Here is a 26,720-nt window from a genome sequence, read left to right as displayed (position 1 = left end):
TTCCCCTACGGCTACCTTGTTACGACTTCACCCCAGTCGCTGACCCTACCGTGGCCGGCTGCCTCCTTGCGGTTAGCGCACCGTCTTCAGGTAAAGCCAACTCCCATGGTGTGACGGGCGGTGTGTACAAGGCCCGGGAACGTATTCACCGTGGCGTGCTGATCCACGATTACTAGCGATTCCAACTTCATGGGCTCGAGTTGCAGAGCCCAATCCGAACTGAGACGGCTTTTTGAGATTTGCTAGGGCTTGCGCCTTCGCATCCCACTGTCACCGCCATTGTAGCACGTGTGTAGCCCAGCCCGTAAGGGCCATGAGGACTTGACGTCATCCCCACCTTCCTCGCGGCTTATCACCGGCAGTCTCCTTAGAGTGCTCAACTAAATGGTAGCAACTAAGGACGGGGGTTGCGCTCGTTGCGGGACTTAACCCAACATCTCACGACACGAGCTGACGACAGCCATGCAGCACCTGTCTCCGGTCCAGCCGAACTGAAGAACTCCGTCTCTGGAGTCCGCGACCGGGATGTCAAGGGCTGGTAAGGTTCTGCGCGTTGCGTCGAATTAAACCACATGCTCCACCGCTTGTGCGGGCCCCCGTCAATTCCTTTGAGTTTTAATCTTGCGACCGTACTCCCCAGGCGGAATGCTTAAAGCGTTAGCTGCGCCACTAGTGAGTAAACCCACTAACGGCTGGCATTCATCGTTTACGGCGTGGACTACCAGGGTATCTAATCCTGTTTGCTCCCCACGCTTTCGTGCCTCAGCGTCAGTATCGGGCCAGTGAGCCGCCTTCGCCACTGGTGTTCTTGCGAATATCTACGAATTTCACCTCTACACTCGCAGTTCCACTCACCTCTCCCGAACTCAAGATCTTCAGTATCAAAGGCAGTTCTGGAGTTGAGCTCCAGGATTTCACCCCTGACTTAAAGACCCGCCTACGCACCCTTTACGCCCAGTGATTCCGAGCAACGCTAGCCCCCTTCGTATTACCGCGGCTGCTGGCACGAAGTTAGCCGGGGCTTATTCTTGCGGTACCGTCATTATCTTCCCGCACAAAAGAGCTTTACAACCCTAGGGCCTTCATCACTCACGCGGCATGGCTGGATCAGGCTTGCGCCCATTGTCCAATATTCCCCACTGCTGCCTCCCGTAGGAGTTTGGGCCGTGTCTCAGTCCCAATGTGGCTGATCATCCTCTCAGACCAGCTACTGATCGTCGCCTTGGTGAGCCATTACCTCACCAACTAGCTAATCAGACGCGGGCCGATCTTTCGGCGATAAATCTTTCCCCGTAAGGGCTTATCCGGTATTAGCCCAAGTTTCCCTGGGTTGTTCCGAACCAAAAGGTACGTTCCCACGCGTTACTCACCCGTCTGCCGCTGACGTATTGCTACGCCCGCTCGACTTGCATGTGTTAAGCCTGCCGCCAGCGTTCGCTCTGAGCCAGGATCAAACTCTCAAGTTGGACTTGAAACTTTGAACCGGCTGATCACAACGTTTGACGAGGTCCCACCTTCGATCATCTGCGCTTCACAGCGCAAAAGACCATGGTGTTACCTTTCGAAACGTCGACCGCCGAAGTCTTTCGTCCGATCTCGAACAAGGAAAGCCGAAGCTCCCTTATCTTCGAGACCCGCAAGGACTCCGCCGTCCACGTTTCTCTTTCTTCATCTTTACTTGTCAAACAGCCCGGGACCCGAAGATCCCTCTCCCACCCTAAGGGGAGTTTTCGAAACCCTCGTTCGACGCCAAATCGCAACCGACTAACTTATCGGCTGTTGATTCACTCATCGAAATGAGGAGTTTCAAGAGGCGCGAGAACCGGTCTTGGCCGAGGGCCAAAACAGCGCCGCGCTCAGTGGGGCGGTCTATAACCCCGCCCGATCGGGGTTGTCAACGGGTAATGTCAACAAATCGTCGCATCGTGCGAACTTATTTTGCGACGCAAAGAAGCCCTGATTTTTGCGGGGCTTGCGCCGTACTTGAGCCACAATCCTGCGACGATCTGGCGTATAGTTAAGCACTGAATCGTCGGATGCCAGTGGGGGCTGCCGGCGGTTTCTTCTTGGGAATGGGCGATCGCCATGACCCGTCGCCGGTTCCCGATCCTGATGACCGAGAAACATCGAGAGATCTAAGCAGCATCGTTGTCCGCGAATCCGGCCGGCCCAAAGATCAAGCTGCGGGCCATTGATTTCCGGACAACACTTGCAGCACGCCGGTTGCCGAATTGCTCTTGCGGGGAGCAAATCGAGATCCCGGCCGGACAGAGATCTCCCAGCATGCGATCGGTGGAGTTTGGGGGACGCTGGGTTGAACCAACGAACGTCACGCGGGGGCGGGTATGGGCGCGATATCGGGGTCATCGACCTCGGTCATGAGCCGCCGCTTTCTGTTGACGGGTCGGAAGCCGCCGTCATCGATCGTCGTCGTGTTTCCGTACAATGGTTCAGCGGTACGATTCTGACCGGTCTTTGCGGCGCGGCCCTCATCGGCGGCGCCGTTTTTGCGTCCCTCGACGGCGAAACGACCTTTGCCCGGGTGCCGGAACGGGTCGAAAGTGCGCTGCGCGGCGCGTTCGGCGCCAACGATCGCACAGTGAGCCTGCACAAGGCCGACCGCTTGCCCCCGCCTGGCGAAGCCACCGCCGCGCGAAGCCTCCTGCGGGTCTCGATGGTCACGAAGGTCGGCAATCGCGAAGTGATCCGGGTACGGCCATTCGTGCGGGTTTCCGGCAATCTGTCGATGACGACCAGCGATCTCAGCGCCAAAATCCCGCCCTTCAATGCCCAGCGCATGCTCGCCGACGTCGGTAGCGACGGGCAGACCGCCTCTGACAATGCCAACAATGCGGACGCAGCCGAACCCGACGCCGAGGTCTCGTTCGTCACCAAGGACCTCGGCACGGTGCTGCCGAAAGCCAAGATCGCCGCAGGCGTGCCGCTGGACGAGATCCTGATGCGGGTGCGCGATGCCGCCAACTGGCACGGCAATGGCGCCGCCGGCGTGCGCTATGCGCTTGCCAATGCGACCGCTGATGCAACAGGCGCCACCCAATCCGACATCAAGATGGCCTACGCCAGCGAGGGGCCGGCGCCCGATCCCTATGCGGGTTTCGAGACCCGGGTGGTGCCGGAAAATGTAACGCTGCTGCCGAAGACCAAGGACCAGGTGACCGGCGGCAATCCGACCGGCGAGCGTGTCCACCTGGTCAAGAAGGGCGACAGCGTCGGCTCCATCCTGCGCGATCAGGGCGCCAATCCGGACGACATCAAGGCGATCACCGCCTTGCTCGGCGCCCGCGGCCGCGACGGCGGCATCAAGGAAGGCGAAAAACTGCGCATCCTGATGGGCCCCGCAAGCGCCGCTCCCGGCGCGCGGCTGCAGCCCTATCGCGTGATCATCGCCAACGATACGATGATCGAAGCGGACGTTGCGCTATCGGATCTCGGCAAGTATGTCGCGGTCGACGTGCAGAGCATGAACACCGTCACCGACACAGCGGACAGTTCCGGCAGCAACGACGATGACGATGACGACGGCAGCGGCGTGCGGCTCTACCAGAGCATTTACGAGACCGCGCTGCGCAACAAGGTGCCGATGCCGGTCATCGACGACATGATCCGAATCTATTCCTACGACGTCGACTTCCAGCGGAGGGTGCAGCCCGGCGATTCCTTCGACGTGTTCTACGCCGGCGAAGACGAAGGCGCGAGCAACGAGAAGAACGAGGTGCTGTTCGCCTCGCTGACCGTGGGCGGCGAAACCAAGAAATACTATCGCTTCCAGACCCCCGACGACGGCGTCGTCGACTACTATGACGAGACCGGCAAGAGCGCGAAGAAATTCCTGGTGCGCAAGCCCGTGAACGACGCGATCATGCGCTCCGGCTTCGGCGGCCGCCGCCATCCGATCCTCGGCTACGTCAAGATGCACACCGGCGTGGACTGGGCCACGGCCTACGGCACCCCGATCTTTGCGGCCGGCAACGGCGTCGTCGAGAAGATCGGCTGGGAAGGCGGCTACGGCAAGTACATCCGCCTCAAGCATAACAACGGCTACGAGACCGCCTACGGCCACATGTCGGCTTTCGCCAAGGGGATGGAAGTCGGCAAACGCGTACGCCAGGGCCAGGTGATCGGCTTCGTCGGGTCAACCGGCATGTCGACCGGCGCCCATGTCCACTACGAGATCCTGGTCAACGGCCGTTTCGTCGATCCGATGCGTGTGAAGCTGCCGCGCGGCCGCGCTCTGGAAGGCGCGATGATGGCCGGTTTCGAGAAAGAGCGCGACCGGCTGGACAGCATGATGAGCGGACGCGGCGGCGCGGTGTCGCGCATCTCGGATGCCACGAGCGGGCCGCCACAGGTGACGAACCGCTGAGCAGCGGTCTGATCTTGAGCTAGTCTAGCTCGCAAGGCTTGCGCATATCAGGAAGAAGATACCGATCGCGGTGAGGCCGAATGCGACGGCCGCCAGCGGCAGCAGCATGTCGATGGCTGCATGCATGCTGTGAAGCTGGCTCCCCCAGACGGCGAAATCGCCGAGTCTCCAATCACGGAACGTCGTGTCCTGGGGATGTCGGTCATGCGGCTTCGGGTGCCGTTTCCCAACCAGGGACAGCTCCCAGGGCAAGAGGACGGCGAACAGGAGCAGGACGCTCACCATCGCGAGCGGCAGCGACATGTCGTCCGGTTTGCCGAACTGGTGGTCGAAGAAGATCCAGGCCGCCAGCGCGAACCACACGACAAGCCCGATCGCAACCACATAGATCCTCGGGTGGAGATAATCGAACACCGGCTTGTTGTGATCGACAAGGTTCTCGTCGAGATCCCCAGTCATGGCCCATCCTTCCGCTTGGTGCGCGTCCTGCTGCAGGGCAACGATGGAGGGCGACCACCTCGGACCGGTTTGTCTTGGCCGGATTTTGGAAGAGGTTCCGCGTCGCTGCGATATCTGGTGCAGCCTCCGACGGCGGACATAGGCAAAACCCGGGTGCTTCTGAGCCGGTTTCATTAAAATTTGCCGGCCCACATCGGAACTGCCCGGTAGTCCGCAGGTTGAAACCCTTCGGAGAAAGACCTTCGAGTTTCGATGGAGGCTGCCATGGAGAGCTGGTCAAACGCAAAGATTTGCGACGTTGCGAACCTGATCCTCGGCGCGTTCCTGTTCTTCTCACCCTGGATCTTCGCCTTTGAAGCCGGGAACATGTCCCAGAATGCCACCATTGCCGGTATCGCGATCGTGGTGCTGGCGATTGCGGCACTGTCCGCCTTCGCGGTCTGGGAAGAATGGCTCAACCTGATCGTCGGTCTGTGGACCCTGATTTCACCCTGGGTGCTCGGGTTCCATGCATCGACCACACCGATGACGGTCCATGTGATCGTGGGAGCCTTGGTGGCGATCCTCGCCGCGGTCGAGCTTTGGATCATGTCCCAGAACCCGCCCCGGCTCACTGCGAACCGCTAAGGCCGAATCCGCTGACCTGCGTAGTCCCGTCCGCCAGCGGCGGACGGGATCGCGCTGACAGAAGGGGGAGATGCCATGCGACGTATCACGCGCGAAGATGCGATCAAGGCGGTCGGGGGCGCCGATGATGTCGTGATTTCACAAATCATCGGAACCGGCGCGACTGTCGACGAGCTGGCAGAGGCTCAGGCCTGGATCGCCAATGACGAGCCGTTGATCAATACCGGCAGGCCACTCCCAAGCGGCCGCGTTGGCGAACTCGTCGATATCCTGTCGGAGCTTCAGGCGGCCGAAGACGACGGTGACGAGTCTAGCGGCGTGCCAACCGCCAATGAGGGCTGATCGCAGGACACTGATCGCAAGACAGATGAAAGGGCGCGGCTCTAAAGCCGCGCCCCGATCTGCCATTCCGCTTAGTTCAGCTTGCGCTTTGGCGGCGGCGCCTCGAATTGGGCAATCTCTGCCGTTCGCGGCGCCTTGCCGTTGAAGGTCAGCACATTGCCCTCGGCCGAAATCACAACCTTATCGCCGTCCTTGATCTCACCAGCGAGGATCATTTCCGCGAGCGGATCCTGCACGTAGCGCTGGATCACGCGCTTGAGCGGGCGCGCGCCGTAGGCCGGGTCCCAGCCCTTGGTCGCGAGCCAGTCGCGCGCGTCGGGGTCCAGCGTGAGGATGATCTTGCGCTCCTCCAGGAGCTTTTGCAGCCGCGCGAACTGGATCTCGACGATGCGGCCCATCTCGCTCCTCTGCAGGCGATGGAACAGAATGATCTCATCGATGCGATTGAGGAACTCGGGACGGAAATGCGCACGCACCATGCCCATCACCTGCTCCCGCACCAGCGAGGTATCCTCGCCCTCAGGCTGATTGACCAGGAACTCGGAGCCGAGATTCGAGGTCATGATGATCAGCGTGTTGCGGAAATCCACGGTGCGGCCCTGACCGTCGGTCAGGCGGCCATCGTCGAGCACCTGCAGCAGCACGTTGAAGACATCAGGATGCGCCTTTTCGATCTCGTCGAACAGCACGACCTGATAGGGTCGCCGGCGCACCGCTTCGGTCAGCGAGCCGCCCTCCTCATAGCCGACATAGCCGGGAGGCGCCCCGATCAGCCGGGCCACCGAGTGCTTCTCCATGTATTCGGACATGTCGAGGCGGACCATCGCGGTCTCGTCGTTGAAGAGGAACTCGGCTAGCGCCTTGGTCAACTCGGTCTTGCCGACGCCGGTGGGGCCCAAGAACATGAACGAGCCCATGGGCCGGTTCGGATCCTGCAGACCTGCACGCGAGCGCCGCACGGCGGTGGCGACGGCATGCACGGCCTCGGCCTGGCCGACGACGCGCTGACTCAACACATCCTCCATCTTCAGGAGCTTGTCCTTCTCGCCCTCCAGCATCTTGTCGACGGGCACGCCGGTCCAGCGCGACACCACCTGTGCGACGTGGTTGGCGGTGACGGCCTCCTCCATCATCTCGCCGCTGTTCTCCTTGGCCTCGATCTCGGCGAGCTTCTTCTCGATCTCCGGAATTTTGCCATAGGCGAGTTCGCCGGCGCGCTGGAATTCGCCGCGCCGCTGGGCGTTGGCGAGTTCAACCCGCAACGCATCCAGCTCGCTTTTCAGCTTCTGCGCGTTCGACAGCTTGTTCTTCTCCGCGCTCCAGCGCTGGGTCAGCGCGGCCGACTTCTCCTCGAGATCGGCGAGTTCCTTCTCAAGCGCCTGCAGCCGGGTCTTGGAGCCGGGGTCTGTTTCCTTCTTCAGCGCCTCCTGCTCGATCTTCAAGCGGATGATCTCGCGATCCAGCGAATCCAGCTCTTCCGGTTTGGAATCGACCTGCATCTTCAGCCGCGCCGCGGCCTCATCGACCAGGTCGATCGCCTTGTCGGGCAGGAAACGGTTGGTGATATAGCGGTTGGACAGCGTGGCGGCGGCCACGAGCGCGGAATCGGCGATCCGCACGCCGTGGTGCTGTTCGTATTTGTCCTTCAGGCCGCGCAGGATGGACACCGTGTCCTCGACCGTCGGCTCGTTGACATAGATCGGCTGGAAGCGCCGCGCCAGCGCCGCATCCTTCTCGACGTGCTTCTGGTATTCGTCGAGCGTGGTGGCGCCAATGCAGTGCAGCTCGCCGCGCGCCAGCGCTGGCTTCAGCAGGTTGGACGCGTCCATCGCGCCGTCCGCCTTGCCGGCACCGATCAGCGTGTGCATCTCGTCGATAAACAGGATGTAGGTGCCCTCGGAGGAAGTGACTTCCTGCAGCACGGCCTTTAGCCGCTCCTCGAATTCGCCGCGGTATTTCGCGCCGGCAATCATCGCGCCGAGGTCGAGCGCAAGCAGCCGCTTGTCCTTCAGGCTATCCGGCACGTCGCCATTGACGATGCGAAGCGCCAGACCCTCGACAATGGCGGTCTTGCCGACGCCCGGTTCGCCGATCAGCACCGGATTGTTCTTGGTGCGGCGGGACAGAACCTGAATCGTGCGGCGGATTTCCTCGTCGCGCCCGATCACCGGATCGAGCTTGCCGTCACGCGCCGCCTGCGTCAGGTCGCGCGCATATTTCTTCAGCGCGTCGTAGGCATTTTCGGCCGTGGCGGAATCGGCGGTGCGGCCCTTGCGCAGGGACTCGATCGCCGCGTTGAGGCTTTGCGGCGTCACGCCGCCCTTGGCCAGGATGCTGCCGGCCTCGCTGTTCTTCTCCAGCGCCAGCCCCAGCAACAACCGTTCCACCGTGACAAAACTGTCGCCGGCCTTCTCGGCCGCCTTCTCGGCGGCATCGAAAGCCCGCGCCAAGTCCGGTGACAGATAGATCTGGCCGGCGCCGCTTCCGGAAACCTTTGGCAGCTTGTTGAGCGCGTCCTCGGTCGCCTTGAGGATGGCGCGCGAATTGCCGCCGGCGCGGTCGATCAGCCCGCCCGCGAGGCCCTCGGAATCGTCCAGCAGTACTTTCAACAGGTGCAACGGCGAAAACTGCTGGTGGCCATCGCGCATGGCCAGCGACTGCGCGGACTGGATGAAGCCCCGTGCGCGCTCGGTATATTTTTCGATATTCATCAGTCATTCCCTCAAGCCTGCCACCCCCGCCTCGAAAGCACGGACTTGGCATCTTCATTGGGTTTTCCGCTGCTGGTGTTGACCTTCCTCAACGGGCCGAGCGGAGGTATCGCCGACGTTTCCGCCAGCTTGCGGCAAATGTGGGAAGGGCCTATCCCGAACGGAAGAGGCGGCTTCACAAATTCGTGCGCAGCTTTAGCCTCGGGGCAGAAATCGACCAGGAATCCGAAGGGAATCGAATGCCTGATACACCCCCCGCCGCAATCAGCGGTCTCTACCGCTACCCGGTGAAGGGCCTCACGCCTGAGGCTTTGGAGAAGGTAAGCCTGGCTGTGGGCCAGACCCTTCCGGCGGACCGCCGCTATGCCATCGAGAATGGGCCTTCGGGCTTTGACCCCGCCGCACCGGCCTGGCGGCCCAAGACCCAGTATTTGATGCTGATGCGCGACGAGCGGCTGGCCACGCTGCGCAGCCAGTTTGACGATGCAACGAACCTTCTCACCATTCGCAAAGGCGGCGACGTGGTCGCGCGCGGCGACCTTGAGACCGCGCAGGGCCGCGAGATCATCGAGAGCTATTTCGCGCAAGACTTTCAGCCCGAATTGAAGGGGCCGCCGAAGCTGCTGTCGGGCGGCGGACACAGCTTTTCCGACGTCGCCAAGAAGGTTGTCTCGATCATCAATCTCGGCAGCATCGCGGCCATCGAGACCATGGTCGGCGCCAAGGTTAATCCCTTGCGCTTCCGCGCCAACCTTTACTTGCGCGGCTGGCCTGCCTGGCACGAACTCGGTCTCGTCGGCCAAACGCTCGCAATCGGCGAGGCGCGGCTCAAGGTCGTCAAGTGCATCACCCGCTGCGCCGCGACCAATGTCGATCCGGAGACGGGCGCGCGCGACTTGGAGATCCCCGCCACGCTCATGCGAGAGCTCGGCCACAATGAATGCGGCATCTATGCCGAGGTGATCTCGGGAGGCACGATAGGGGTGGGTGACCGCATCGAGTTGGACGAACCGAGGCTGGTTTGAGAGAAGCGCTCTCGCCTTGGCGGACATAGCGGAAATCAGGATCAAACTGTCGGCGCATTCGTTCAAAAGACACACCTTCGCATTCCCGCGGCGTATCCCGCCCGGGTTCTGCTTTCACCTTGTCCCTCTTGAAAAGACAGAGGGCACAGGGAAGGCCGGGTGGCCGCATGCACCCGGGGCCCTCGCGCAAGAAAATTTGCGCGAGGCGCGTTGACCACAGGTACAGGCGGTAGCAACCGGCCTTCCCTGCGCGGTGGTTTACGGCTTACTTCGTGCTCTCCCCGGTGAACCAGCTTCTTGCCACCGTCGCCTTGCGATTATCTGCGCATCTCTGCCCGGTTGGGCTCAACGCAAAGCTCGCAAGACTTGACGCCTGCATGGGCGCGCCAGGACCACACGACTTCACCGTCCGCGAACCCCTCCACGCGCGCGGCGGAATCTCTCGCATGGCCCGCCGAATTTCTGATGGAGACGCTTTGAGCGCCGCTCGTCCCGCGCGCCGTTCGGTCGCTCACGACAAAGCCGCCCTGCGACCACGCGCGCGCACGACGCCCTCGCGTCCACCGCATCCTGAGAGCCCAACGTTTCGTGACGTTCGCGAGACGCCCCTCTTTCCCGGGCCCGGACGATGCAAGCATGCACGATTTCTGAAAAAGCGAAAGAAGGATATTTTTGCGTGGCGGACTGGACAGTCCAAATCAGCTTGAGCGGAAACGCGAAATTCGATTTTTCGCGCACGTGGTTTTTGAGGCTCACTGACAGCCCCGAGACCACGCAAGGCAGAAAAATTTCGACCGATCTTGCCCCGTCGCGCGAATCGCCTACTCACGATTGATGAGCCATAGCGCGGCCTCGTCGGGGCGCGGCCGCGGCGGTCCTGCAGTCTGGCCGCGCGGTCCCGTGCTCTGGCGGGAGCAACGGCGGACGCACAACCACTGGATCAGCCCTTGAGGCCGGTTCGCCGAACTGTCGTCAAGCTGCGATAGGCTCTTCCGGCCAACAGCTGAGAGCAAATCGATTCAAATGACCACGCACGACACCGACACAATCGACCTCGATCTCAGCCGCCGCAAACTGCTCGCTGCAGCAGGCATCGGTGGTGCGGCTTATCTGGCAGCGTCGCTCGTAGGAAGCGGCGACGCCGAGGCCGCCACCGTCTCGCCCGAGGCATCGGCCGATCCGGTGACGATACCTCCGGTCGCCGGGCTGCACCTGCAGTTCGGCGCGGATGCGTCGTCGGAAATGGTGGTGTCCTGGCACACGCTGCAGCCCGTGCAAAATCCCCGCGTTGTGCTCGGGCATCTCGACGGCAAGCTTGAGCAAACGGTGCAAGCCAAGGAAACGAGCTACCTGGATGCGAAGTCGAACAAGCGCGTCTACGCCTATCATGCGAGGCTCGGTGGTCTGCAGGCCGACTTTGCCTATCTCTACGGCGCCATGCATGACGGCGCCGAACCGGAATTCGCGACCTTCCGCACCGCACCGCGCGGCCGCGCACCATTCACATTCACGAGCTTCGGCGATCAGGGCACGCCGACGCTCGGCAAGAAGTTCGTGCCGCCTGAAGGTGTGACTATGCGCAATCCCACCTATGTGAACGACAATCTCGGCTCACCGGCGGCCGGCGATACCACGCTCGGCATTGAGCGGTTGAAACCACTGTTTCACCTATTCAACGGCGACCTCTGCTACGCCAATCTCGCCGAGGACCGGGTGCGGACCTGGTGGGATTTCTGGGACAACAACAGCCGCAGCGCCCGCAAGCGTCCGTGGATGCCCTCACCCGGCAATCACGAAAACGAACTCGGCAATGGACCGATCGGATATCAGGCCTACCAGACCTATTTCTCGCTGCCGGAAGCCGAAGGCCAGACGGAGGTCACCCGCGGGCTCTGGTACGCCTTCACGGCCGGCTCCATGCGCGTGATCAGCATCGCCAACGACGACATCTGTTATCAGGACGGCGGCAACTCCTACGTCCGCGGCTATTCGCAAGGGGCTCAAAAGGCCTGGCTGGAAAAGGAACTGGCCGCGGCGCGCAGCGATCACGATATCGACTGGGTCGTCGTGTGCATGCATCAGGTCGCGATCTCGACGGCTGACATGTTCAACGGCGCAGACCTCGGGATCCGCGAGGAATGGGTGCCGCTGTTCGACAAGTATGGCGTTGATCTCGTGGTGTGCGGACATGAGCACCACTATGAGCGCTCGCACCCGATCCGCGGGCAGGAGTCGAACGCGACGTTGACGCCTGTGCCCGCTGCGACCACAACGGACGTGATCGACACGACGGAAGGAACGGTCCACATGGTCATCGGTGGCGGCGGAACGTCCGCCCCGTCGAACCAGTTGTTCTTCAACCCGCCGGCGTGCCGGGTGATCACCGCTGTTGGCGAGCCCGACCCGAAGACGGGCAAGCGTCCGCCTGTCTATGTCAAGGAACAGGCGCCTTGGTCGGCAGTACGAAATGCAGCGCATGCCTACGGCTTTGCGGCATTCGCGCTCGATCCAGGTTCGGCTCGCGGCGGCACCACCTCGATCAGGGTGACCTATTACGATGTGGTCGGGCCGGATGGCCAGTTGGCCCCCTTCGACACCTTCACGCTGCGCCGCCCCCGCCGCGACTAGACCATGATCCGATTAGACAGAATCGGATCATGATCTCATCCCTTTGTTTAAGCATGATTCTTTTGGAAAACCGCTACACGCTTTTCCGGATCATGCTCAAGGCGATTTCACGTTTGGGCTTTGACGATCCGGATGGCGGGCAAAGCGCAAGCGCGCCCACCATCCGCGTTTCGGCAGATGTGGTGGGCACGGCGCACAGCGCCTTTGCCCACCCTACAATTCGAATGCGCTAGAGCATCCGCCGATCAAGTTGCAGAGGTCCGTCATTGCAAGGAGCGAAGCGACGAAGCAATCCAGACTGCATCTGCGGAGAGAGTCTGGATTGCTTCGCGGAGCCTGTCATCGGGCCGCGCTTAGCGCGGACCCGTTGGCTCGCAATGACTGCGGAGGCCGGGCGGGCCGTCCCCCTCGATTCGAGAAGCGCGACGACGATCCAACCTGATCTCATCGCGCTCCAGCGATGTCAGATCAATTCGGCATCACATAGGCGTAGATGCGGCCGCGCGAGACCGCCGCCTCGCGCACACGGTGGCCGTTGTTGCCGGAAATCATGATCGGATTGCCCCGGGCGTCGATGCCGGTGATGATGCCGACATGGCCGCCGCCGCGCCGGCTCATCACTGCAATCGCGCCGACTTCGGGACCGGACACCCGCTGGCCGTAATGGGCGAACGAGGCCGCAAGATCGGAGCCGGTGCCGCGATGGCCGGTCCGCTCCAGCACCATGTTCAGGAAGCGCGCGCACCACAGGCTGCCGCGCCCCGTGGGATTGCCGCCGAGATAGCGACGCGCCTCAGCAATCAGGCTCGAACCGCTGAACCCGCCCGACATCGCAACGCCGCTCGAGGCCGCGCCGGATTGCGTCACATCGAAGCCATCCGAACCCATTTGCGCGACACCGCGCTCCGAGCGCGAAGCACGAGCGTAAGTACGGTGGTGGTGGACATGCCGCTTGGCGAAGTGGTGGCTCGCATGGCGCGACTGCGCATGGTGCCTTGAGCCGTGATGAGATCTCGCCGAAGCGGGAGAAGAAACGGCGACCGCCGCTGAACAGAAAGCCAGCGCAACAAGCGACCGGCCGAACGCAGAAAACGCAACCATACTCATTCCCTGGTTAGCACCCCCATTTCCGTGCCGGCCATCCGCGATGGGCCGACGCGCGCGGGCCGTATGAGAATCCGGATGTGGCAAGAACATGACGCATGCCGCGATGCAGAAACCATGTTTTGCGAATTTCCGCGATGATTTAATGCCTGCGTTGCGGCGGCCGCATTGCTGCCGGCCGCATTAACTGCGATTTTTTACCTTCGGCCAAAACAACAAGGAAACGCCCATGCCCCACGCCCTCACGAAGGATAACGTCCGTCTGTATTTCGAAGAGGTAGGCAGCGGGACGCCGATCCTCTTCCTGCATGAGTTCGCGGCCGACCACACCAATTGGGAGCCGCAGATGCGCTATTTTTCGCGCGGTCACCGCTGCATTGCCTATTCCGCGCGCGGCTACACGCCCTCCGACGTGCCGCCTTCGCCCGAGGTCTACAGCTATAAGCATTTTTATACCGACGCACTTGCCGTGCTCGATCATCTCGGAATCGAGGCGGCGCATCTGGTGGGGCTTTCCATGGGCTCCTACTCGTCGCTGCAGATCGCGCTTCATTCGCCGCAGCGTGCGCTCTCGATGACGCTCGCCGGCATCGGTTCAGGGTCGAGCCTCGAAAATCTCGAGAGCTTTCGCGCGCAATGCCGCGCCACGGCCGAGCAGTTCGAGACACTCGGCTCGGTGAAGGTTGCCGAAGTGACGCGCGAGGCGCCGGGGCGGATTCCCTTCCTGGTCAAGGATCCGCGCGGACACGCGGATTTCTATGCGGCGCTGGCGCGTCATGATGCCAAGGGCTCCGCCAACACCATGCGCGGTTTTCAGGGCGGCCGTCCCTCGATCTACACGATGACCGAGGCGATCAAGAAGGTGGCGACGCCGGCGCTCATCATCTGCGGCGATGAGGACGACAATTGCGTCGAGCCGAGCCTCTTTTTGAAGAAGCATTTGCCCGCGGCCGGACTGACGTTTTTCCCGAAATCCGGCCATGTGCTCAATCTCGAGGAGCCGGCGCTGTTCAACGAAATGGTCGAACGCTTCATCGCGCTTGTCGAAGCGGGCCGCTGGCCGCCGCGCGATCCGCGATCGTTGGTGGCAGACTGATATACGATGTCATTCCGGGGCGCGCGCAAGCGCGAACCCGGAATCCGGAGGTTGCGGCGCGAGATTCCGGGTTCACGCTTCGCGTGCCCCGGAATGACGGCATTTATCTATACTTCCCCGCCCGGCTCAGCAGGAACACGCCCTGCTCGCCGAACATGTTCCAGAACCACCAGGGCAGCTTGAGCCGCAGCGGCCGGCCGTAAATGTCGAGGGCCCAGGACCGCTCCATCTTGACGCCGATCTCGTCACAAAGCTGCACGAAGTCCTTGATGGTGCAGAAGTGAATGTTGGGCGTATCATACCAGGTGGCGGGCAGGTTTTCGGTACGCGGCATGTGCCCGCCGATCAGAAGCTGCAGCCGCATCTTCCAGAAGCCGAAATTTGGAAACGTGACGATGGCGCGGCGGCCGATCCGGAGCAGGTTCTCCAGCACCGCTTTCGGCTGTCGTGTTGCCTGCAGCGTCTGCGACAGGATCACATAATCGAAGGCGTCATCGGGGTAATTGACGAGGTCGGTGTCGGCGTCGCCCTGCACCACCGCGAGTCCCTTGGCGACGCAGCGGTTGACACCCTCACGCGACAGTTCGATGCCGCGGCCGTCAATGCCGCGGCTCTCCAGAAGCTGTAAGAGATCGCCATCGCCGCAGCCGACGTCAAGCACCTTTGAGCCGGGCTCGATCAGCCCAGCCACCAGAAGGTGATCGCCACGATGCCGACCGGGCGAGCTTGCTGCCGCGCCATTCAGCGGCAAGGCTTCCTGCACGGACATGATCAGCTTCCATTGTTGAGTCCGCGCGCCTTGCCCGCCGATTGCAGGAAGGCACGGGAGATGTCGAAAAATTCGGGCACGTCGAGCAGGAAGGCGTCGTGCCCGCGGTCGGTCTCGATTTCCGCAAACGACACGCGCGCGCTGGAGGCATTGAGCGCATGCACCAGCGCCCGCGACTCCGAGGTCGGAAACAGCCAGTCGCTGGTGAACGACACCACGCAGAAGCGCGTCTTGATTTCGCGAAAGGCTTCCGCCAGCACGCCATCATGATCGGCCGCGATGTCGAAATAATCCATCGCTCGCGTCAGATAGAGATAGCTGTTGGCATCAAAGCGCTCGACAAAGGACGAGCCCTGGTAGCGCAGATAGCTTTCGACCTGGAAATCCGCGTCGAAGGAGAAGGTCGGGAGCTCGCGGTCCTGCATGCGCCGGCCGAACTTGCGATGCAGCGCAGCGTCCGAAAGATAGGTGATATGCGCGGCCATGCGCGCGACGGCGAGGCCGCGATGGGGGTGGCTGCCAAGGTCGGCATAACGGCCGCCATGCCAATCCGGATCGGCCATGACCGCCTGTCGGCCGAGCTCGTGGAAGGCGATGTTCTGCGCGGAATGGCGCGTCGAGCAGGCGATCGCAAGCGCGGAGAACACGCGCTCGGGATAGGCCGCGGTCCATTGCAGCGCTTGCATGCCGCCCATCGAGCCCCCGACCACGCAGAACAGCGTCTCGATGCCGAGGCGATCCAGCAGCATCGCCTGCGCCCGCACCATGTCGGGAATGGTGATGATCGGAAAATCGAGCCCCCACACCTTCCCGGTCAAGGAATTGATCGAGGCAGGTCCGGTCGACCCCATGCAACCGCCGATCACGTTGGAGCAGATGATGAAATAGTGATTGGTGTCGAGCGGCCGGCCCGGTCCCACCATCGTCTCCCACCAGCCCGGCTTGCCAGTGACCGGGTGCACATTGGCGACATGCTGGTCGCCGGTCAGCGCGTGGCAGACCAGAATGGCGTTGGAGCGATCGGCGTTGAGCTTGCCATAGGTTTGATAGGCGATCTGGAACGGCGACAGATCGAGCCCGCAGTCGAGCTTGAGCGGCTGATCGGCACCGAACCGCGCGAGGGGCGAACTCGGATGGTCCACCTCATGCGACCGTTCGTCCGCGCTGACCGACGGAGTTTTCGCGGGACTCGGCCTGGACTTTACGCTTGCCATCTTGCACTGACCTCGTTTGCGATGGCGCAGAAGCCAGCGCTGAATTCAGGCCACAAAAAACCCGGCCTGAACAAAGGTTCGGCCGGGATTTCATCTCTCCCCGGCCTGTTTAGCGAGTTGTTTAACGTGGCTGCAAGCCGGCCGGCTCAAATGACCACGGAACTGCACAAAGGTAGTCCGCCATCGCCGCCTCGTCAAGCCAAAGGGCGTGGTTAACGCAGGAGAGCGCTGCGGGCACGGACCAGCCGATTTGACGTTTCTCTTTGCTTTCGTCGGCTGTCTTTCCTAATCAATCCTCAGCGTGCCGGTCGGACTCAGCCGATCCGGCTCCCAAGGCATTCAATCATGTCCCAGCGTCCACCCGCCCCGCCTTCGCTCGCCGAGCTGCGCGAGGAAATCGATCGCATCGACGAAGGCATGCACCGGCTGCTGATGCAGCGCGGCGATATCATCGACCGCCTGATCCAGGTCAAGCAGACTCAAGAGGTCGGTTCTGCCTTTCGCCCTGCACGCGAGGCCGACATGATGCGCCGCCTGGTCCAGCGCCATCGCGGCATCCTGCCGCTCGACACCGTCGAGAGCATCTGGCGCGTGATCATCTCGACCTTCACCTATGTGCAGGCGCCGTTTTCGGTGCATGCCGACGTGTCGCTCGGTGAATCCGCGATGCGGGATTCCGCACGTTTCCATTTCGGCTTCACCGTTCCCTATGTCGCGCATTTCAGCGCCGCTGCCGCGGTCGAGGCGGTCGCGAAGTCGAAAGGCGATCTGGCGCTGGTCTCCGCCGTCTCCAGCCGCATCCCGTGGTGGACGACGCTGGAGGCGGTTGGTGCCCCGAAGATCATCGCGCGGCTGCCCTTTGTCGAGCGTGCCGACCACCCGGCGGCGCTGCCCGTTTTCGTGGTCTCGCGCGTGGCCGACAGCGCCATGGTGACCGAAGTCGAAACCTGGAGCGTGCGGGTCTCGGGCTGGAATGCCGAGGTCGCACACGCGCTGTCGCCGCTGGCCGAGATCGTCGCCGTGCCGGATACCGCTTTCGACGGTGCGGCGCTCTTGGTCTCGATCGCAGGAGCCAACCGGCTGGAAAAGATCAAGCTGGCGCTCATCGAGGCCGGCGCCTCGGTGCGCTCAACGGCTCTCGTCGGCAGCCACGCAACGCGCTATACGGTCCCTCCAAGCGGATCGGCCAAATAGCCGCCTCGCCAATTCCGGAGTTGAAGATGTCCCGCCCCGTGCCGAATCCCGGCATTCTCGATATTGCGCCTTATACGCCCGGCAAGAGCCCGGTGCCGGAACCGGGTCGCAAGGTGTTCAAGCTTTCGGCCAACGAAACACCGTTCGGCCCCTCGCCCAAAGCGATCAAGGCTTATAAGGATGCGGCGGCGCATCTGGAGGACTATCCGGAAGGCACATCCCGGGTGTTGCGCGAGGCGATCGGCCGCGGGTTCGGGCTCGACCCTAACCGCATCATCTGCGGCGCCGGTTCGGACGAAATTCTGAACCTGCTGGCGCACACCTATCTGAGCCAGGGCGACGAGGCGATCTCCACGACGCACGGCTTTCTCGTCTATCCGATCGCGACCATGGCGAACGGCGCGAAGAACGTGGTCGCGCCCGAGAGCGAGTTTACCGCCGACGTCGATGCTATCCTCAAAGCGGTGACGCCGCGCACCAAAATGGTGTGGCTCGCCAACCCGAACAATCCGACCGGGACCTATCTGCCGTTCGACGAGGTCAAGCGGCTGCGCGCCGGCCTGCCCTCGCATGTGCTGCTGGTGCTCGATGCGGCCTATTCCGATTACGTGTCGCGCAACGACTACGAGCGCGGCCTTGAACTCGTGGCGACCACGGAGAACACCGTGATGACCCATACCTTCTCAAAGATCCACGGTCTCGCCGCGCTGCGGGTCGGCTGGATGTTCGGACCGGAACACATTGTGGATGCCGTCAATCGGATTCGCGGCCCCTTCAATGTCTCGACGCCCGCGATGGTCGCGGCGGTGGCCGCGATCGAGGACACCGCGCATCTGGAGATGTCGAAGGCGCATACAGAGAAATGGCGCAACTGGCTGACGGAGGAGATCGGCAAGCTCGGATTGAACGTGACGCCGAGCGTCGCCAATTTCGTGCTGATCCATTTCCCGACCGAGAAGGGCAAGACCGCGGCCGATGCCGACGCGTTTCTTACCAAGCGCGGGCTGGTGCTACGCGCGCTGAATAACTACAAGCTGCCGCATGCCCTGCGCATGACCATCGGTACCGAGGAGGCCAACCGCCTCGTCGTCGAAGGCTTGCGCGACTTCATGGGCGGCAAGTGAACGGCGTCGCACCGCAATTTGCGCGGCTTGCGCTGATCGGTTTTGGCCTGATCGGCGGTTCGATCGCGCGCGCGGCGCGGGCGCAAGGGTTGGCGGCCGAAATCATCACCACCGCGCGCTCGGAAAAGACACGCGCGCGGGTCGCCGAGCTCGGCGTCGTCGACCGCGTGGTCGACACCAACGTGGAAGCGGTCAGGGATGCCGATCTCGTCATCCTCTGCATTCCCGTCGGCGCCTGCGGCGCGGTTGCGCAGGAGATTGCCGCGCATCTCAAGCCCGGCGCGATTGTATCCGATGTCGGTTCGGTGAAAGGCGCGGTCGTCAAGGACATGGCGCCGCATCTGCCGAAGCACGTGCACTTCGTCCCGGCGCATCCCGTGGCCGGCACCGAACATTCAGGGCCCGATTCAGGCTTCGCCGAGCTGTTCATCAATCGCTGGTGCATCCTGACGCCGCCGGAGGGCACAGACGCAGGCGCTGTCGATCGCTTGCGCGCGTTCTGGGCCGCGATGGGCGCCAAGGTCGAGGTCATGACGCCGGAGCACCATGACCTCGTGCTGGCGATCACGAGCCACCTGCCGCACCTGATCGCATACACCATCGTCGGCACGGCCGACGAGCTTGCGCAGGTGACCTCGTCGGAGGTGATAAAGTTTTCCGCCGGCGGTTTTCGCGATTTCACCCGCATCGCGGCGTCCGATCCCACCATGTGGCGCGACGTTTTCCTGGCCAACAAGGACGCCGTGTTGGAGATGCTCGGCACGTTCAACGAGGACCTCGCCAAGCTGACGCGGGCGATCCGCCGCGGCGACGGCGAGGCGCTGTTCGACCACTTCACACGCACCCGCGCCATCCGCCGCGGCATTGTCGAAATCGGGCAAGATTCCGCTGCACCCGACTTCGGGCGTCCGCACCCGCAGCTCCAGAAGAAGCCGGACTAAAAAGGAAGGCCCAACCGGTGATTGGCTGAGCCCTGTCAGTTGGAGCAACACACGGGAAAGATGATGGGCGTTATGACGCCCGCAGGGAGGACTTCGAAATTTCAGTAGGCTCTGCCGAAGCGCCTGTGATGCATCCGATGTGGCCGTACCTCCAGCCTCGGGCCACCTATGTCAGGACGCGCAGGGTAAAAGGCCAGCGCATCGCGCGGCGCCGATCGCCCCGCGTTGAGAACGTCGGCGTTGGGATGATAGAATGCAAAAGCACCGGGTTCCTGAACTGCAGCCTGCGCAAAGGCCTGTGTGGCAAATAGCGCGGAGAAAAGCACCGCCGCGCCGAATAACTTGAAACCAACCATTGCTATCCTCCTGTCACGGCCCGCAACGTACGGTTCGAGCCGCCTGAGAACTAGACCTGCAGTTGGGCGTTCTCATTCCCGACCAAAAGAGGAGCAGCCATCACTCTTCCGCGAGCCCGGTACAAGCTTCGTAAATTACCGCTCGCGAGGACGTGAAATGATGGTCGAACTTCAAAATAGCGGCGGGATATCGGCGACCTTCAAGGGTCCTAAGAACACCGCACCATCAACGAACCGCAGCGGAAAGGTCCGCGCCTTCTTGCCCTCGAGCTGAGCTTCGGTGCCGAGCGCATTGATACCGGCCGCGACACCGACGTTCGCGTTCTGCTTCACAACCTTGCCGAGGCCAGGAATAGCGCGATCGAGCGCACCGAATAGATTATTGATGTCCTGGCTCTTCACGCCGGGCGCGACACGGTCGAGCGTTGCTTGCGGCACGCCTTGCTCCAGCATCTTGTCGATTCCCAGCGCCGGGATCACTTTCTCGATGCCCGCGACCGTCATCTGCAATTCACCATCGAGCCGGCCATTGGCCGAAAGGCCCAGCTTGCCGGCTGCGACCGCGATCACATCCCCCTGCTGGATACGCGATTGCAGAATTTCGATATGGCCGCCTGCGGCCTGGATCTCGCGAAAGCGCTCCGGCCACGGCTTGGGTGCGAAATCCTTCAGGCCGCTCACCATCGCCCGCACATCGGCATCGAACGGCTGCGTCAACAGCGGATGTACACCCTGGATGCTGCCCTGGTTGATCTCCACGAGGCTTTCAATATCGGGATGATCGCCCGGCGAGCCCTGCGCGATGCGGCCGTGCAGCTCGATATGCTTGGCGCTCGCGAACGGGACCTGCACGGCCCCTTCAAGGCGATCGATCGCGGCATCGTCGAACACGATCGAGGCGCGCTGCGGTGTGGCGGGCAAGCCGAACACGCTGCTGCGTCCCTTGCTCCAGTTGACGACGTAGCTCGGCTGCTGCGCGCTTTGCTCAAAGATCTTTGCCGGCGCGGTGAACTCCGCGATCACGAGTTTCGGATCGTAGATTTGCGCGACCGCGAGTATCTCACCGAGCTTTGCCGTAACCGGCGCTTGCGACGGCTGGCCGGCCATTTGCGAGATCAGTGACACGGTCACGTCGTCGCAGCGGACTTCGAGACGGAATGGGAAGCCTGCGATCGAATGTCGCGCGCAGTCGTAGACCCGGCCGGATTTTGCCTCCTGCGCGCGCCAGGCATCGGCTTTCACACCGACCTGGGAGGCGGCGTAAAACCAGAATGCGCTCCAGCCGATGGCGGCGATCAGAAGCAGAACGGGAGCAACGAAAAGCGGCCAAAGCGGGCGCTGGCGCTGCGCAAGCGTAACATCAGACATGGGCCGACCCCTTTGAGCAGCAATTTTGTCAATAAAGCGGAGACGGATCGGCACGGCCAAGCCGGGCCATTTTGATCATTCGCCAAATTCTGCTAGCCGTTAACCGCAATGGCGGCAATGACCCTTTCCGACACGGACTCTTCCAAAGGTGACCTCTGGGTGTTCGGCTACGGTTCGCTGATGTGGCGACCGGGCTTCGACTATCTCGAGCGGGTTCCGGCGCGGCTGATCGGCGAGCACCGTGCGCTGTGCGTCTATTCCTTCGTGCACCGGGGCACGCCGGAGAAACCCGGATTGGTGCTCGGCCTTGACCGCGGCGGAGCGTGCCGCGGCATCGCTTTCCGGGTCGCCGCGAATAGGCGCGCGGAGACCATCGCCTATTTGCGCGCGCGCGAGCAGGTCACGTCGGTCTACCGCGAGGTAACGCGTTCGGTCTGGCTGGAGGACGACGCGCGACAGCGCGTGAGCGCGCTTGTTTACGTCGTCGATCGCGGCCATGTGCAATATGCCGGTCGGCTGACGCCGGCCGAGCAGCTTCGCCATGTGCTGCAAGGGCACGGCCAATCCGGCAACAACCGCGATTACGTCCTTTCGACAGTGAAGGCGATCGAAGCCGAAGGTTTTCGCGACGGCCCGCTGCATCAGCTCGCGCTGATGCTGCATGAATCGCATCCGCTGCATGCCGCGCCGGATAGCGAGAAAAGCGTCACGCCTTGACCGTGGTAGACGCGCGGCGGAACAATCGCGCCTGCTCGGCGCGGCCGGCTGCGACGAGTCGCTCGGTCGTTTGTTCGATCGCGGCACGCAAGCGCTCGAGAAATTCCTCGCGCGGCAAGCCCGGCGGCAGAGGATCGAGAAACTCGACCACCAACGTTCCCGGATAACGCATGAAGGTGCGGCGCGGCCAGAACAAGCCGGAATTGAGCGCAACCGGCAGGCACGGCACGCCGCACTCGACATAGATCTGGCCCACGCCGGGCTTGTAATGCGGCGCCGCGCCGGGCGCCGTGCGCGTGCCTTCGGGGAAGATCACGAGCTGGCGGCCGTGACGAACTTCCTGCACCGCGCGACGCACCATCGCCAGCAGGGCGCGCCCACCGGCGCGGCGGTCGATCGCGATCATGTTCGCCTTTTTCAGAAACAGGCCGAAGATCGGAATCCACAGCAGCTCGCGCTTGAGCACGAAGAACGGGGCCTCGAACAAGTGGAGCAGCGAAATGGTCTCCCACATCGACTGGTGCTTGGAGGCGACGAGCAGCGGACCCTTCGGAATCTTCTCGGCGCCCCTGAACTCGACCTTGATGCCGCACACGATGCGCATCAGGACGATGTTGGTTTGTGCCCACCAATGACCGACACGCAGCAGGGCGGCGCGCGGCAGCACGAGCGTTGGCACCGCAATCACGGCCCAGAACAGGAACGCCGGATAGAACAGGATGTTGAAGAGGAGCGAACGCAGGAAAATCGCAACCATCGAAGACCTTAAATTAGTTCGCCAAATTAGTTCGCCTGAGCCGTCGCCGGCCGGCGCGGCGGGCTTAAAGTCGGGGGAGCTTCCGGCGCATCGAAGTTCAGCTCGATGCCGAGATCGGCCAGACACACCCTCAACTCAGCGGCGAGATATTTCACATACTCCGATAACACCAGTCGCAGGGTCGCACCACCGGACCACCATGGTTCTTCGCGCCATTTATCGCCGACCACCGCGAATGGGATGAGCTCGATGTCGGGCATGGCGTGCGACAACTCCACGATCGCGCGCGGCATGTGGTAGTTCGACGTCACCACGATCAGCGATTTGAATCCGCGCTCATGCGCCCAGCGCCGCGCCTCCGCCGCGTTGCTGCGAGTGTTGACGGCGGAGCGGTCGAGATCGACGCAGCAACCCAGGTAGGACTGGCCTTCGGGAAGCGAGCGCGAGATGTCATTAGCTCCGCTCGAGGGATGCACGCCGGAGATCAGCAGCCTTTTGCCGTAACCTGCGGCCAGCAGTTCCATCGCGTCGGATACCCGCGAACTCCCGCCGGTCAGCACCACGATGCCGTCCGCCTTGTGGTCGGGTGCGATCTCCGCGCCGCGAAGCTGCGCCAGGAAGCCGCCAAAGCCGGCCGCGACTCCGACGACGGCAAGGCCAAGCACCGCGACGATGGTCCTGCGCAGCCGGCCTCGTCCCCGGCGCGCGGGCGCATGCGGCTTGTCGTCGGGTGGCGGCGTGCTCATACGATGGTTAACGTCCTCTTCGCCAGGTAATGTTAGAAAGCTTTTTGGGCGAAGTGGAGTCCGCCGCGTCACGCCCACGTCACTCGATCTCGTCCAGCGTGGCAAACAGCGTCCGCCGCGAGGCCCAGGCGGTGATCGCCGCGATCAGCACCGCCTGCACGGCCAGCGCGAGATAGCCTGATGGCCGCAACGAGAACGTGCCGAGCAGCGCCGCGAACTGGTCACCGACCGGCGTGCCGGAGAACCAGGTGGCAATCGATTCGGAAAAGCCAAACGCGAGCATGGCGACGCCGCCGCCGATCAGGCCGCCTTCGAGCCCGAGCAGCAGGAAATGCCAGAAAAAGCGGTCCGCGATGTAGCGGTCGCCGGCGCCGACGAAATGCAGCACCTCCACGATCGGACGGTTGGCGGCCATCGCGCCGCGGGTCGCGAAGGATACCGAGATGATGGTCGCGACGATCACCAGCGCCAGAATGCCAAGCCCTGCAAACACCGTGGCGCCGCTCATCGAGCGCATCCGCTCGATCCAGGCGCGGTGATCGTCCACGGTGGCGGTGGGAGCGGCCTGCGTCACCGCCTTGCGCAAGCCGGCCAGATCGAGCGCGCTGCCGGGCTGCACGCGCCCGACAATGAGGCGCGGCACGGGGAGATCGTCCAGCGCCAGCCCACTGCCCAGCCACGGCTCCAGCAGCTTTGCCGATTCATCCCTGGTGAAGGGACGGACCTCGAGGATGCCCGATTGCGCGCGCATCGCCGCCGCGGCCGCCGCCGTGTCGCGCTCGAGATCGCGCCCGGTTTGCGGCCGCACCTGGACGGTGATCTCGCTGGCGACGTCCGACTGCCACTCGGCGGCCGAGGCGCTCACTAGCAGTACGGCACCTGTCGTAAGCGAAGCGAGAAAGGTCATGATGGCGACCACGGCGACCAAAGCGCGCCCGGCGATCGAAGCCCGCGGCACGATCGGCGACAGGTTGCGCGCGCGCGCCGGCAACTGCGGACGCTCGTTGCCGAGGTCCACCAGAGGTCCGTGCTGCTCAACCCTGTTCATGGCCTACTCGTAGATATGCAGACGGCCCTGGTGCAGCACCAGCCGCCTTGCGTCATATTGATCCATCAGCGTGATGTCGTGGGTGGCGATGACCACCGCGGTGCCCGACTTGTTCAATTCGATGAACAACCTGAGCAGCCGCCGTCCCAGCGTCGGATCGACGTTGCCGGTCGGCTCGTCCGCCAGCAAAAGCTGCGGACGGGAGATCACGGCGCGGGCGATCGCCGCACGCTGCTTCTCGCCGCCCGAGAGAATCGGCGGCAACGCGTCCATCCGCTCGCCTAATCCGACCCATTTGAGCAGATCGATGACCTCCTTGCGGTAGCTCGATTCGTCGCGCCCCATCACGCGAAACGGCAGCGCGACGTTCTCATACGTCGTCATGTGATCGAGCAGGCGAAAATCCTGCAGCACAATGCCGATCCGTTTGCGCAAGTTCGCGACGCCGTCCTTGCCCAGCAGCGAGACGTCGTGGCCGAACAGATTCACAAGGCCGCGCGTCGGCCGCAGCGACAGGAACAAAAGTTTCAATAAGGACGTCTTGCCCGCGCCGGAGGGGCCGGTGAGGAACTGGAAGGAATGCGCCGGGATGATAAAACTAAGGTCGCGCAAAATCTCCGGTCCAAGCCCGTAACGCAATCCGACATTTTCGAACCGAACCAAGCCTAGCTCCGTTCGATGGAGGACCCGGATGGAACCGGTAAACCGCGCATTAAACGCGCGCCGTGAAGCGGTTTTGCTTCGGCTATGGTTTCCGGTTCGTTAACGGTCGCCTTGTAGCATTGCTGCAGGGTAAGCTGAGAATCCTGCTCCATGCACATCGTCTGTCCCCATTGTACAACCTCTTACGCGATCGATCCGGCCACATTGGGCGCCACCGGCCGCATGGTCCGCTGCTCCCGCTGCAAGGAAGTCTGGCTGGCGCGCCCGGAAGACGCGGTCGAGCCGGTCGCGCCCATGATGGCTGGAGCCAGCCCGACAAACGACGCCGATGCCGCGGCCGAATGGGAGGCCATGGCGCGCGGGGAAGCCGGCGAAGAGCCCCCGCACGTCGAGAGCCCATCCATTGCGGGCGACTTCCCGTCCGACCGCAACTTCTCGTCTCACATAGATGAAGCCGATTGGCAAACTATGGCGCATCATGAGGCGGAGGAAGGGCAAGACGGCGACCGTCAGCCCTGGTTCCGCAAGCTTTTGCCGCACCTGGCGCCGCGGGGGCGCGTCGGGAGTTTCCTCCTCAAGCCAAGTACCGCCTGCGCCGCCTTGGGGGCTCTGGCGGCTGCCCTGGTGATCTGGCGGGCCGACGTGGTGCGGCTGATGCCGCAGACTGCCGCCTTCTACCGGATGGCCGGCCTTGGGGTGAACCTGCGCGGTGTGCAGTTCAAGGATGTCAAGGTCACGACCGAAACGGTTGAAGGTAAGCCGGTGCTGGTGATCGAAGGCACCATCGTCGGCGAGACCCGCAAGAGCGTCGACCTGCCTCGGCTGCGCTTTTCCGTGCGCGACGCGCAGGGAGCGGAAATCTATGCCTGGAACGCGGTGCTGGACCAGACGGTGCTGAAGCCCGGCGAACGCGCTGCGTTCAAGTCGCGCCTGGCATCGCCGCCCGCGGAAGGGCGCAGCATCGATATCCGCTTCTTCAACAAGCGAGACATTGCCGGCGGAAGTGTATAATGCGGAGCAATCGCATTTTCGCTGGTGAGATTGTCTCCGATGTCGCGCGTCCTGATTGCCGATGACGAAGATTCCATGCGCACGCTGGTGGCGCGGGCGATCGCCATGGACGGTCACGAGACCGTGACTGCGCAGGACGGCGCCGAGGCGTTGGAGATCCTGACACGGGAGGACGGCGCCTTCGATCTCCTGCTCACCGACATCCAGATGCCGGTCATGGACGGAATCGCGCTGGCGCTGTCGGCGGCGCGCGACTTTCCGCGGCTGACCGTCTTGTTGATGACCGGCTTTGCCGACCAGCGCGAGCGCGCCTCCAATCTCAACGCCATCGTTCATGACGTGGTCACAAAGCCGTTTTCGGTGGCCGATATCCGCACCGCGGTGGCGGACGCGCTCGCCGCGCGGAAGGGGTAGCGGCAGCGCGAGTGCGTGGGGT

General features: G+C 62.9%; 23 protein-coding genes, 1 rRNA gene and 1 riboswitch (1 of these 25 running past the window's edge). Of the genes, 13 read left to right on the top strand and 11 right to left on the bottom strand.

Annotation, left to right across the window (positions count from 1 at the left end; genetic code table 11):
* Positions 1–1,466: ribosomal RNA gene (locus F758_RS0100595) — 16S ribosomal RNA — on the bottom strand; it reaches 23 nt to the left of the window's first position.
* Positions 1,467–2,314: 848 nt separating this feature from the next.
* Between F758_RS0100595 and F758_RS0100590 the strand changes: the two genes are divergently transcribed.
* Positions 2,315–4,384, top strand: coding sequence for a M23 family metallopeptidase (locus tag F758_RS0100590; protein WP_024506022.1), 2,070 nt, complete (start codon positions 2,315–2,317; stop codon positions 4,382–4,384).
* 24 nt (positions 4,385–4,408) lie between these two features.
* Here the strand turns inward: F758_RS0100590 and F758_RS43080 are convergent, their stop codons facing one another.
* Complete coding sequence (locus tag F758_RS43080) at positions 4,409–4,843, bottom strand: hypothetical protein (RefSeq protein WP_035720369.1); 435 nt, start codon at positions 4,841–4,843, stop codon at positions 4,409–4,411.
* A gap of 264 nt (positions 4,844–5,107) precedes the next feature.
* Between F758_RS43080 and F758_RS0100580 the strand changes: the two genes are divergently transcribed.
* Together F758_RS0100580 and F758_RS0100575 are read left to right on the top strand one after the other, a co-directional pair.
* Positions 5,108–5,470, top strand: coding sequence for an SPW repeat protein (locus F758_RS0100580; protein ID WP_051386621.1), 363 nt, complete (start codon positions 5,108–5,110; stop codon positions 5,468–5,470).
* 75 nt (positions 5,471–5,545) lie between these two features.
* Positions 5,546–5,812, top strand: a complete 267-nt coding sequence (locus tag F758_RS0100575; RefSeq protein WP_024506019.1) for a hypothetical protein — start codon at positions 5,546–5,548, stop codon at positions 5,810–5,812.
* Positions 5,813–5,883: 71 nt separating this feature from the next.
* Here F758_RS0100575 and clpB read toward each other — a convergent pair whose 3' ends face one another.
* Complete coding sequence (gene clpB, locus F758_RS0100570; protein WP_024506018.1) at positions 5,884–8,523, bottom strand: ATP-dependent chaperone ClpB; 2,640 nt, start codon at positions 8,521–8,523, stop codon at positions 5,884–5,886.
* A 239-nt stretch (positions 8,524–8,762) separates the two neighbouring features.
* Between clpB and F758_RS0100565 the strand changes: the two genes are divergently transcribed.
* The 3 genes from F758_RS0100565 (at position 8,763) to F758_RS0100555 (ending at position 12,409) form a co-directional block, all read left to right on the top strand.
* Positions 8,763–9,548: an MOSC domain-containing protein gene (locus F758_RS0100565; protein WP_024506017.1), complete on the top strand. Its 786-nt coding sequence runs from the start codon at positions 8,763–8,765 to the stop codon at positions 9,546–9,548.
* A gap of 1,023 nt (positions 9,549–10,571) precedes the next feature.
* The gene (locus F758_RS0100560) at positions 10,572–12,176 is read left to right on the top strand and encodes a purple acid phosphatase family protein (RefSeq protein WP_024506016.1); all 1,605 of its coding nucleotides are present in this window, start codon (positions 10,572–10,574) and stop codon (positions 12,174–12,176) included.
* 29 nt (positions 12,177–12,205) lie between these two features.
* Complete coding sequence (locus F758_RS0100555; protein WP_157449805.1) at positions 12,206–12,409, top strand: hypothetical protein; 204 nt, start codon at positions 12,206–12,208, stop codon at positions 12,407–12,409.
* Positions 12,410–12,644: 235 nt separating this feature from the next.
* On the opposite strand, the gene F758_RS0100550 is transcribed toward F758_RS0100555, so the two are convergent.
* The gene (locus F758_RS0100550) at positions 12,645–13,277 is read right to left on the bottom strand and encodes a TIGR02594 family protein (protein ID WP_024506014.1); all 633 of its coding nucleotides are present in this window, start codon (positions 13,275–13,277) and stop codon (positions 12,645–12,647) included.
* Positions 13,278–13,509: 232 nt separating this feature from the next.
* Here F758_RS0100550 and F758_RS0100545 point away from each other — a divergent pair, with 232 nt between their 5' ends.
* A complete protein-coding gene (locus tag F758_RS0100545; protein WP_024506013.1) occupies positions 13,510–14,376 on the top strand; it encodes an alpha/beta fold hydrolase in 867 nt (288 codons plus the stop codon).
* Between the two features lie 103 nt (positions 14,377–14,479).
* On the opposite strand, the gene metW is transcribed toward F758_RS0100545, so the two are convergent.
* Both metW and metX read right to left on the bottom strand, forming a co-directional pair.
* Positions 14,480–15,145 carry a methionine biosynthesis protein MetW gene (gene metW, locus F758_RS0100540; protein WP_024506012.1) on the bottom strand — a complete coding sequence of 222 codons (666 nt, stop codon included), beginning with the start codon at positions 15,143–15,145 and terminating at the stop codon, positions 14,480–14,482.
* A gap of 2 nt (positions 15,146–15,147) precedes the next feature.
* Entirely contained in the window at positions 15,148–16,359 is a 1,212-nt protein-coding gene (gene metX, locus F758_RS0100535; RefSeq protein ID WP_024506011.1) for a homoserine O-acetyltransferase MetX, read from the bottom strand.
* A gap of 88 nt (positions 16,360–16,447) precedes the next feature.
* Positions 16,448–16,527: riboswitch (SAM riboswitch) on the bottom strand.
* Positions 16,528–16,704: 177 nt separating this feature from the next.
* Between metX and F758_RS0100530 the strand changes: the two genes are divergently transcribed.
* Genes F758_RS0100530 through F758_RS0100520 form a run of 3 tightly spaced genes read left to right on the top strand, consistent with a single transcriptional unit; the run spans position 16,705 to position 19,618 of the window.
* A complete protein-coding gene (locus F758_RS0100530; protein ID WP_024506010.1) occupies positions 16,705–17,553 on the top strand; it encodes a chorismate mutase in 849 nt (282 codons plus the stop codon).
* 26 nt (positions 17,554–17,579) lie between these two features.
* Positions 17,580–18,677 (top strand): histidinol-phosphate transaminase, encoded by a 1,098-nt coding sequence (gene hisC / locus F758_RS0100525; RefSeq protein ID WP_024506009.1) that lies wholly within the window; start codon positions 17,580–17,582, stop codon positions 18,675–18,677.
* Positions 18,674–19,618, top strand: a complete 945-nt coding sequence (locus F758_RS0100520) for a prephenate/arogenate dehydrogenase family protein (protein ID WP_024506008.1) — start codon at positions 18,674–18,676, stop codon at positions 19,616–19,618. The genes hisC and F758_RS0100520 overlap by 4 nt, the downstream gene beginning before the upstream one ends.
* A 527-nt stretch (positions 19,619–20,145) precedes the next feature.
* On the opposite strand, the gene F758_RS0100510 is transcribed toward F758_RS0100520, so the two are convergent.
* Positions 20,146–21,342 (bottom strand): DUF2125 domain-containing protein, encoded by a 1,197-nt coding sequence (locus F758_RS0100510; RefSeq protein WP_024506006.1) that lies wholly within the window; start codon positions 21,340–21,342, stop codon positions 20,146–20,148.
* Between the two features lie 117 nt (positions 21,343–21,459).
* Here F758_RS0100510 and F758_RS0100505 point away from each other — a divergent pair, with 117 nt between their 5' ends.
* On the top strand, positions 21,460–22,059 hold the full coding sequence (locus F758_RS0100505) for a gamma-glutamylcyclotransferase (RefSeq protein WP_024506005.1): 600 nt from the start codon (positions 21,460–21,462) through the stop codon (positions 22,057–22,059).
* Here F758_RS0100505 and F758_RS0100500 read toward each other — a convergent pair.
* From F758_RS0100500 to ftsE, 4 genes are all read right to left on the bottom strand, one after another.
* Complete coding sequence (locus tag F758_RS0100500; protein WP_024506004.1) at positions 22,049–22,816, bottom strand: lysophospholipid acyltransferase family protein; 768 nt, start codon at positions 22,814–22,816, stop codon at positions 22,049–22,051. The genes F758_RS0100505 and F758_RS0100500 overlap by 11 nt on opposite strands.
* Before the next feature lie 26 nt (positions 22,817–22,842).
* Positions 22,843–23,562 (bottom strand): YdcF family protein, encoded by a 720-nt coding sequence (locus F758_RS0100495; protein WP_024506003.1) that lies wholly within the window; start codon positions 23,560–23,562, stop codon positions 22,843–22,845.
* A gap of 79 nt (positions 23,563–23,641) precedes the next feature.
* Positions 23,642–24,610, bottom strand: a complete 969-nt coding sequence (locus F758_RS0100490) for a cell division protein FtsX (protein ID WP_024506002.1) — start codon at positions 24,608–24,610, stop codon at positions 23,642–23,644.
* A gap of 3 nt (positions 24,611–24,613) precedes the next feature.
* Complete coding sequence (ftsE, locus tag F758_RS0100485) at positions 24,614–25,273, bottom strand: cell division ATP-binding protein FtsE (protein ID WP_024506001.1); 660 nt, start codon at positions 25,271–25,273, stop codon at positions 24,614–24,616.
* A gap of 150 nt (positions 25,274–25,423) precedes the next feature.
* On the opposite strand from ftsE, the gene F758_RS0100480 reads away from it, so the two are divergent.
* Complete coding sequence (locus F758_RS0100480) at positions 25,424–26,284, top strand: MJ0042-type zinc finger domain-containing protein (RefSeq protein ID WP_024506000.1); 861 nt, start codon at positions 25,424–25,426, stop codon at positions 26,282–26,284.
* A gap of 39 nt (positions 26,285–26,323) precedes the next feature.
* Positions 26,324–26,698 carry a response regulator gene (locus tag F758_RS0100475; RefSeq protein ID WP_024505999.1) on the top strand — a complete coding sequence of 125 codons (375 nt, stop codon included), beginning with the start codon at positions 26,324–26,326 and terminating at the stop codon, positions 26,696–26,698.
* Positions 26,699–26,720 lie beyond the last annotated feature (22 nt).

This window comes from Bradyrhizobium sp. ARR65, from assembly GCF_000472385.1.
GTDB lineage: Bacteria > Pseudomonadota > Alphaproteobacteria > Rhizobiales > Xanthobacteraceae > Bradyrhizobium.
The sequence above is the reverse complement of the archived record's forward strand: the minus strand, read 5'-3'. Positions and strand labels throughout refer to the sequence as shown.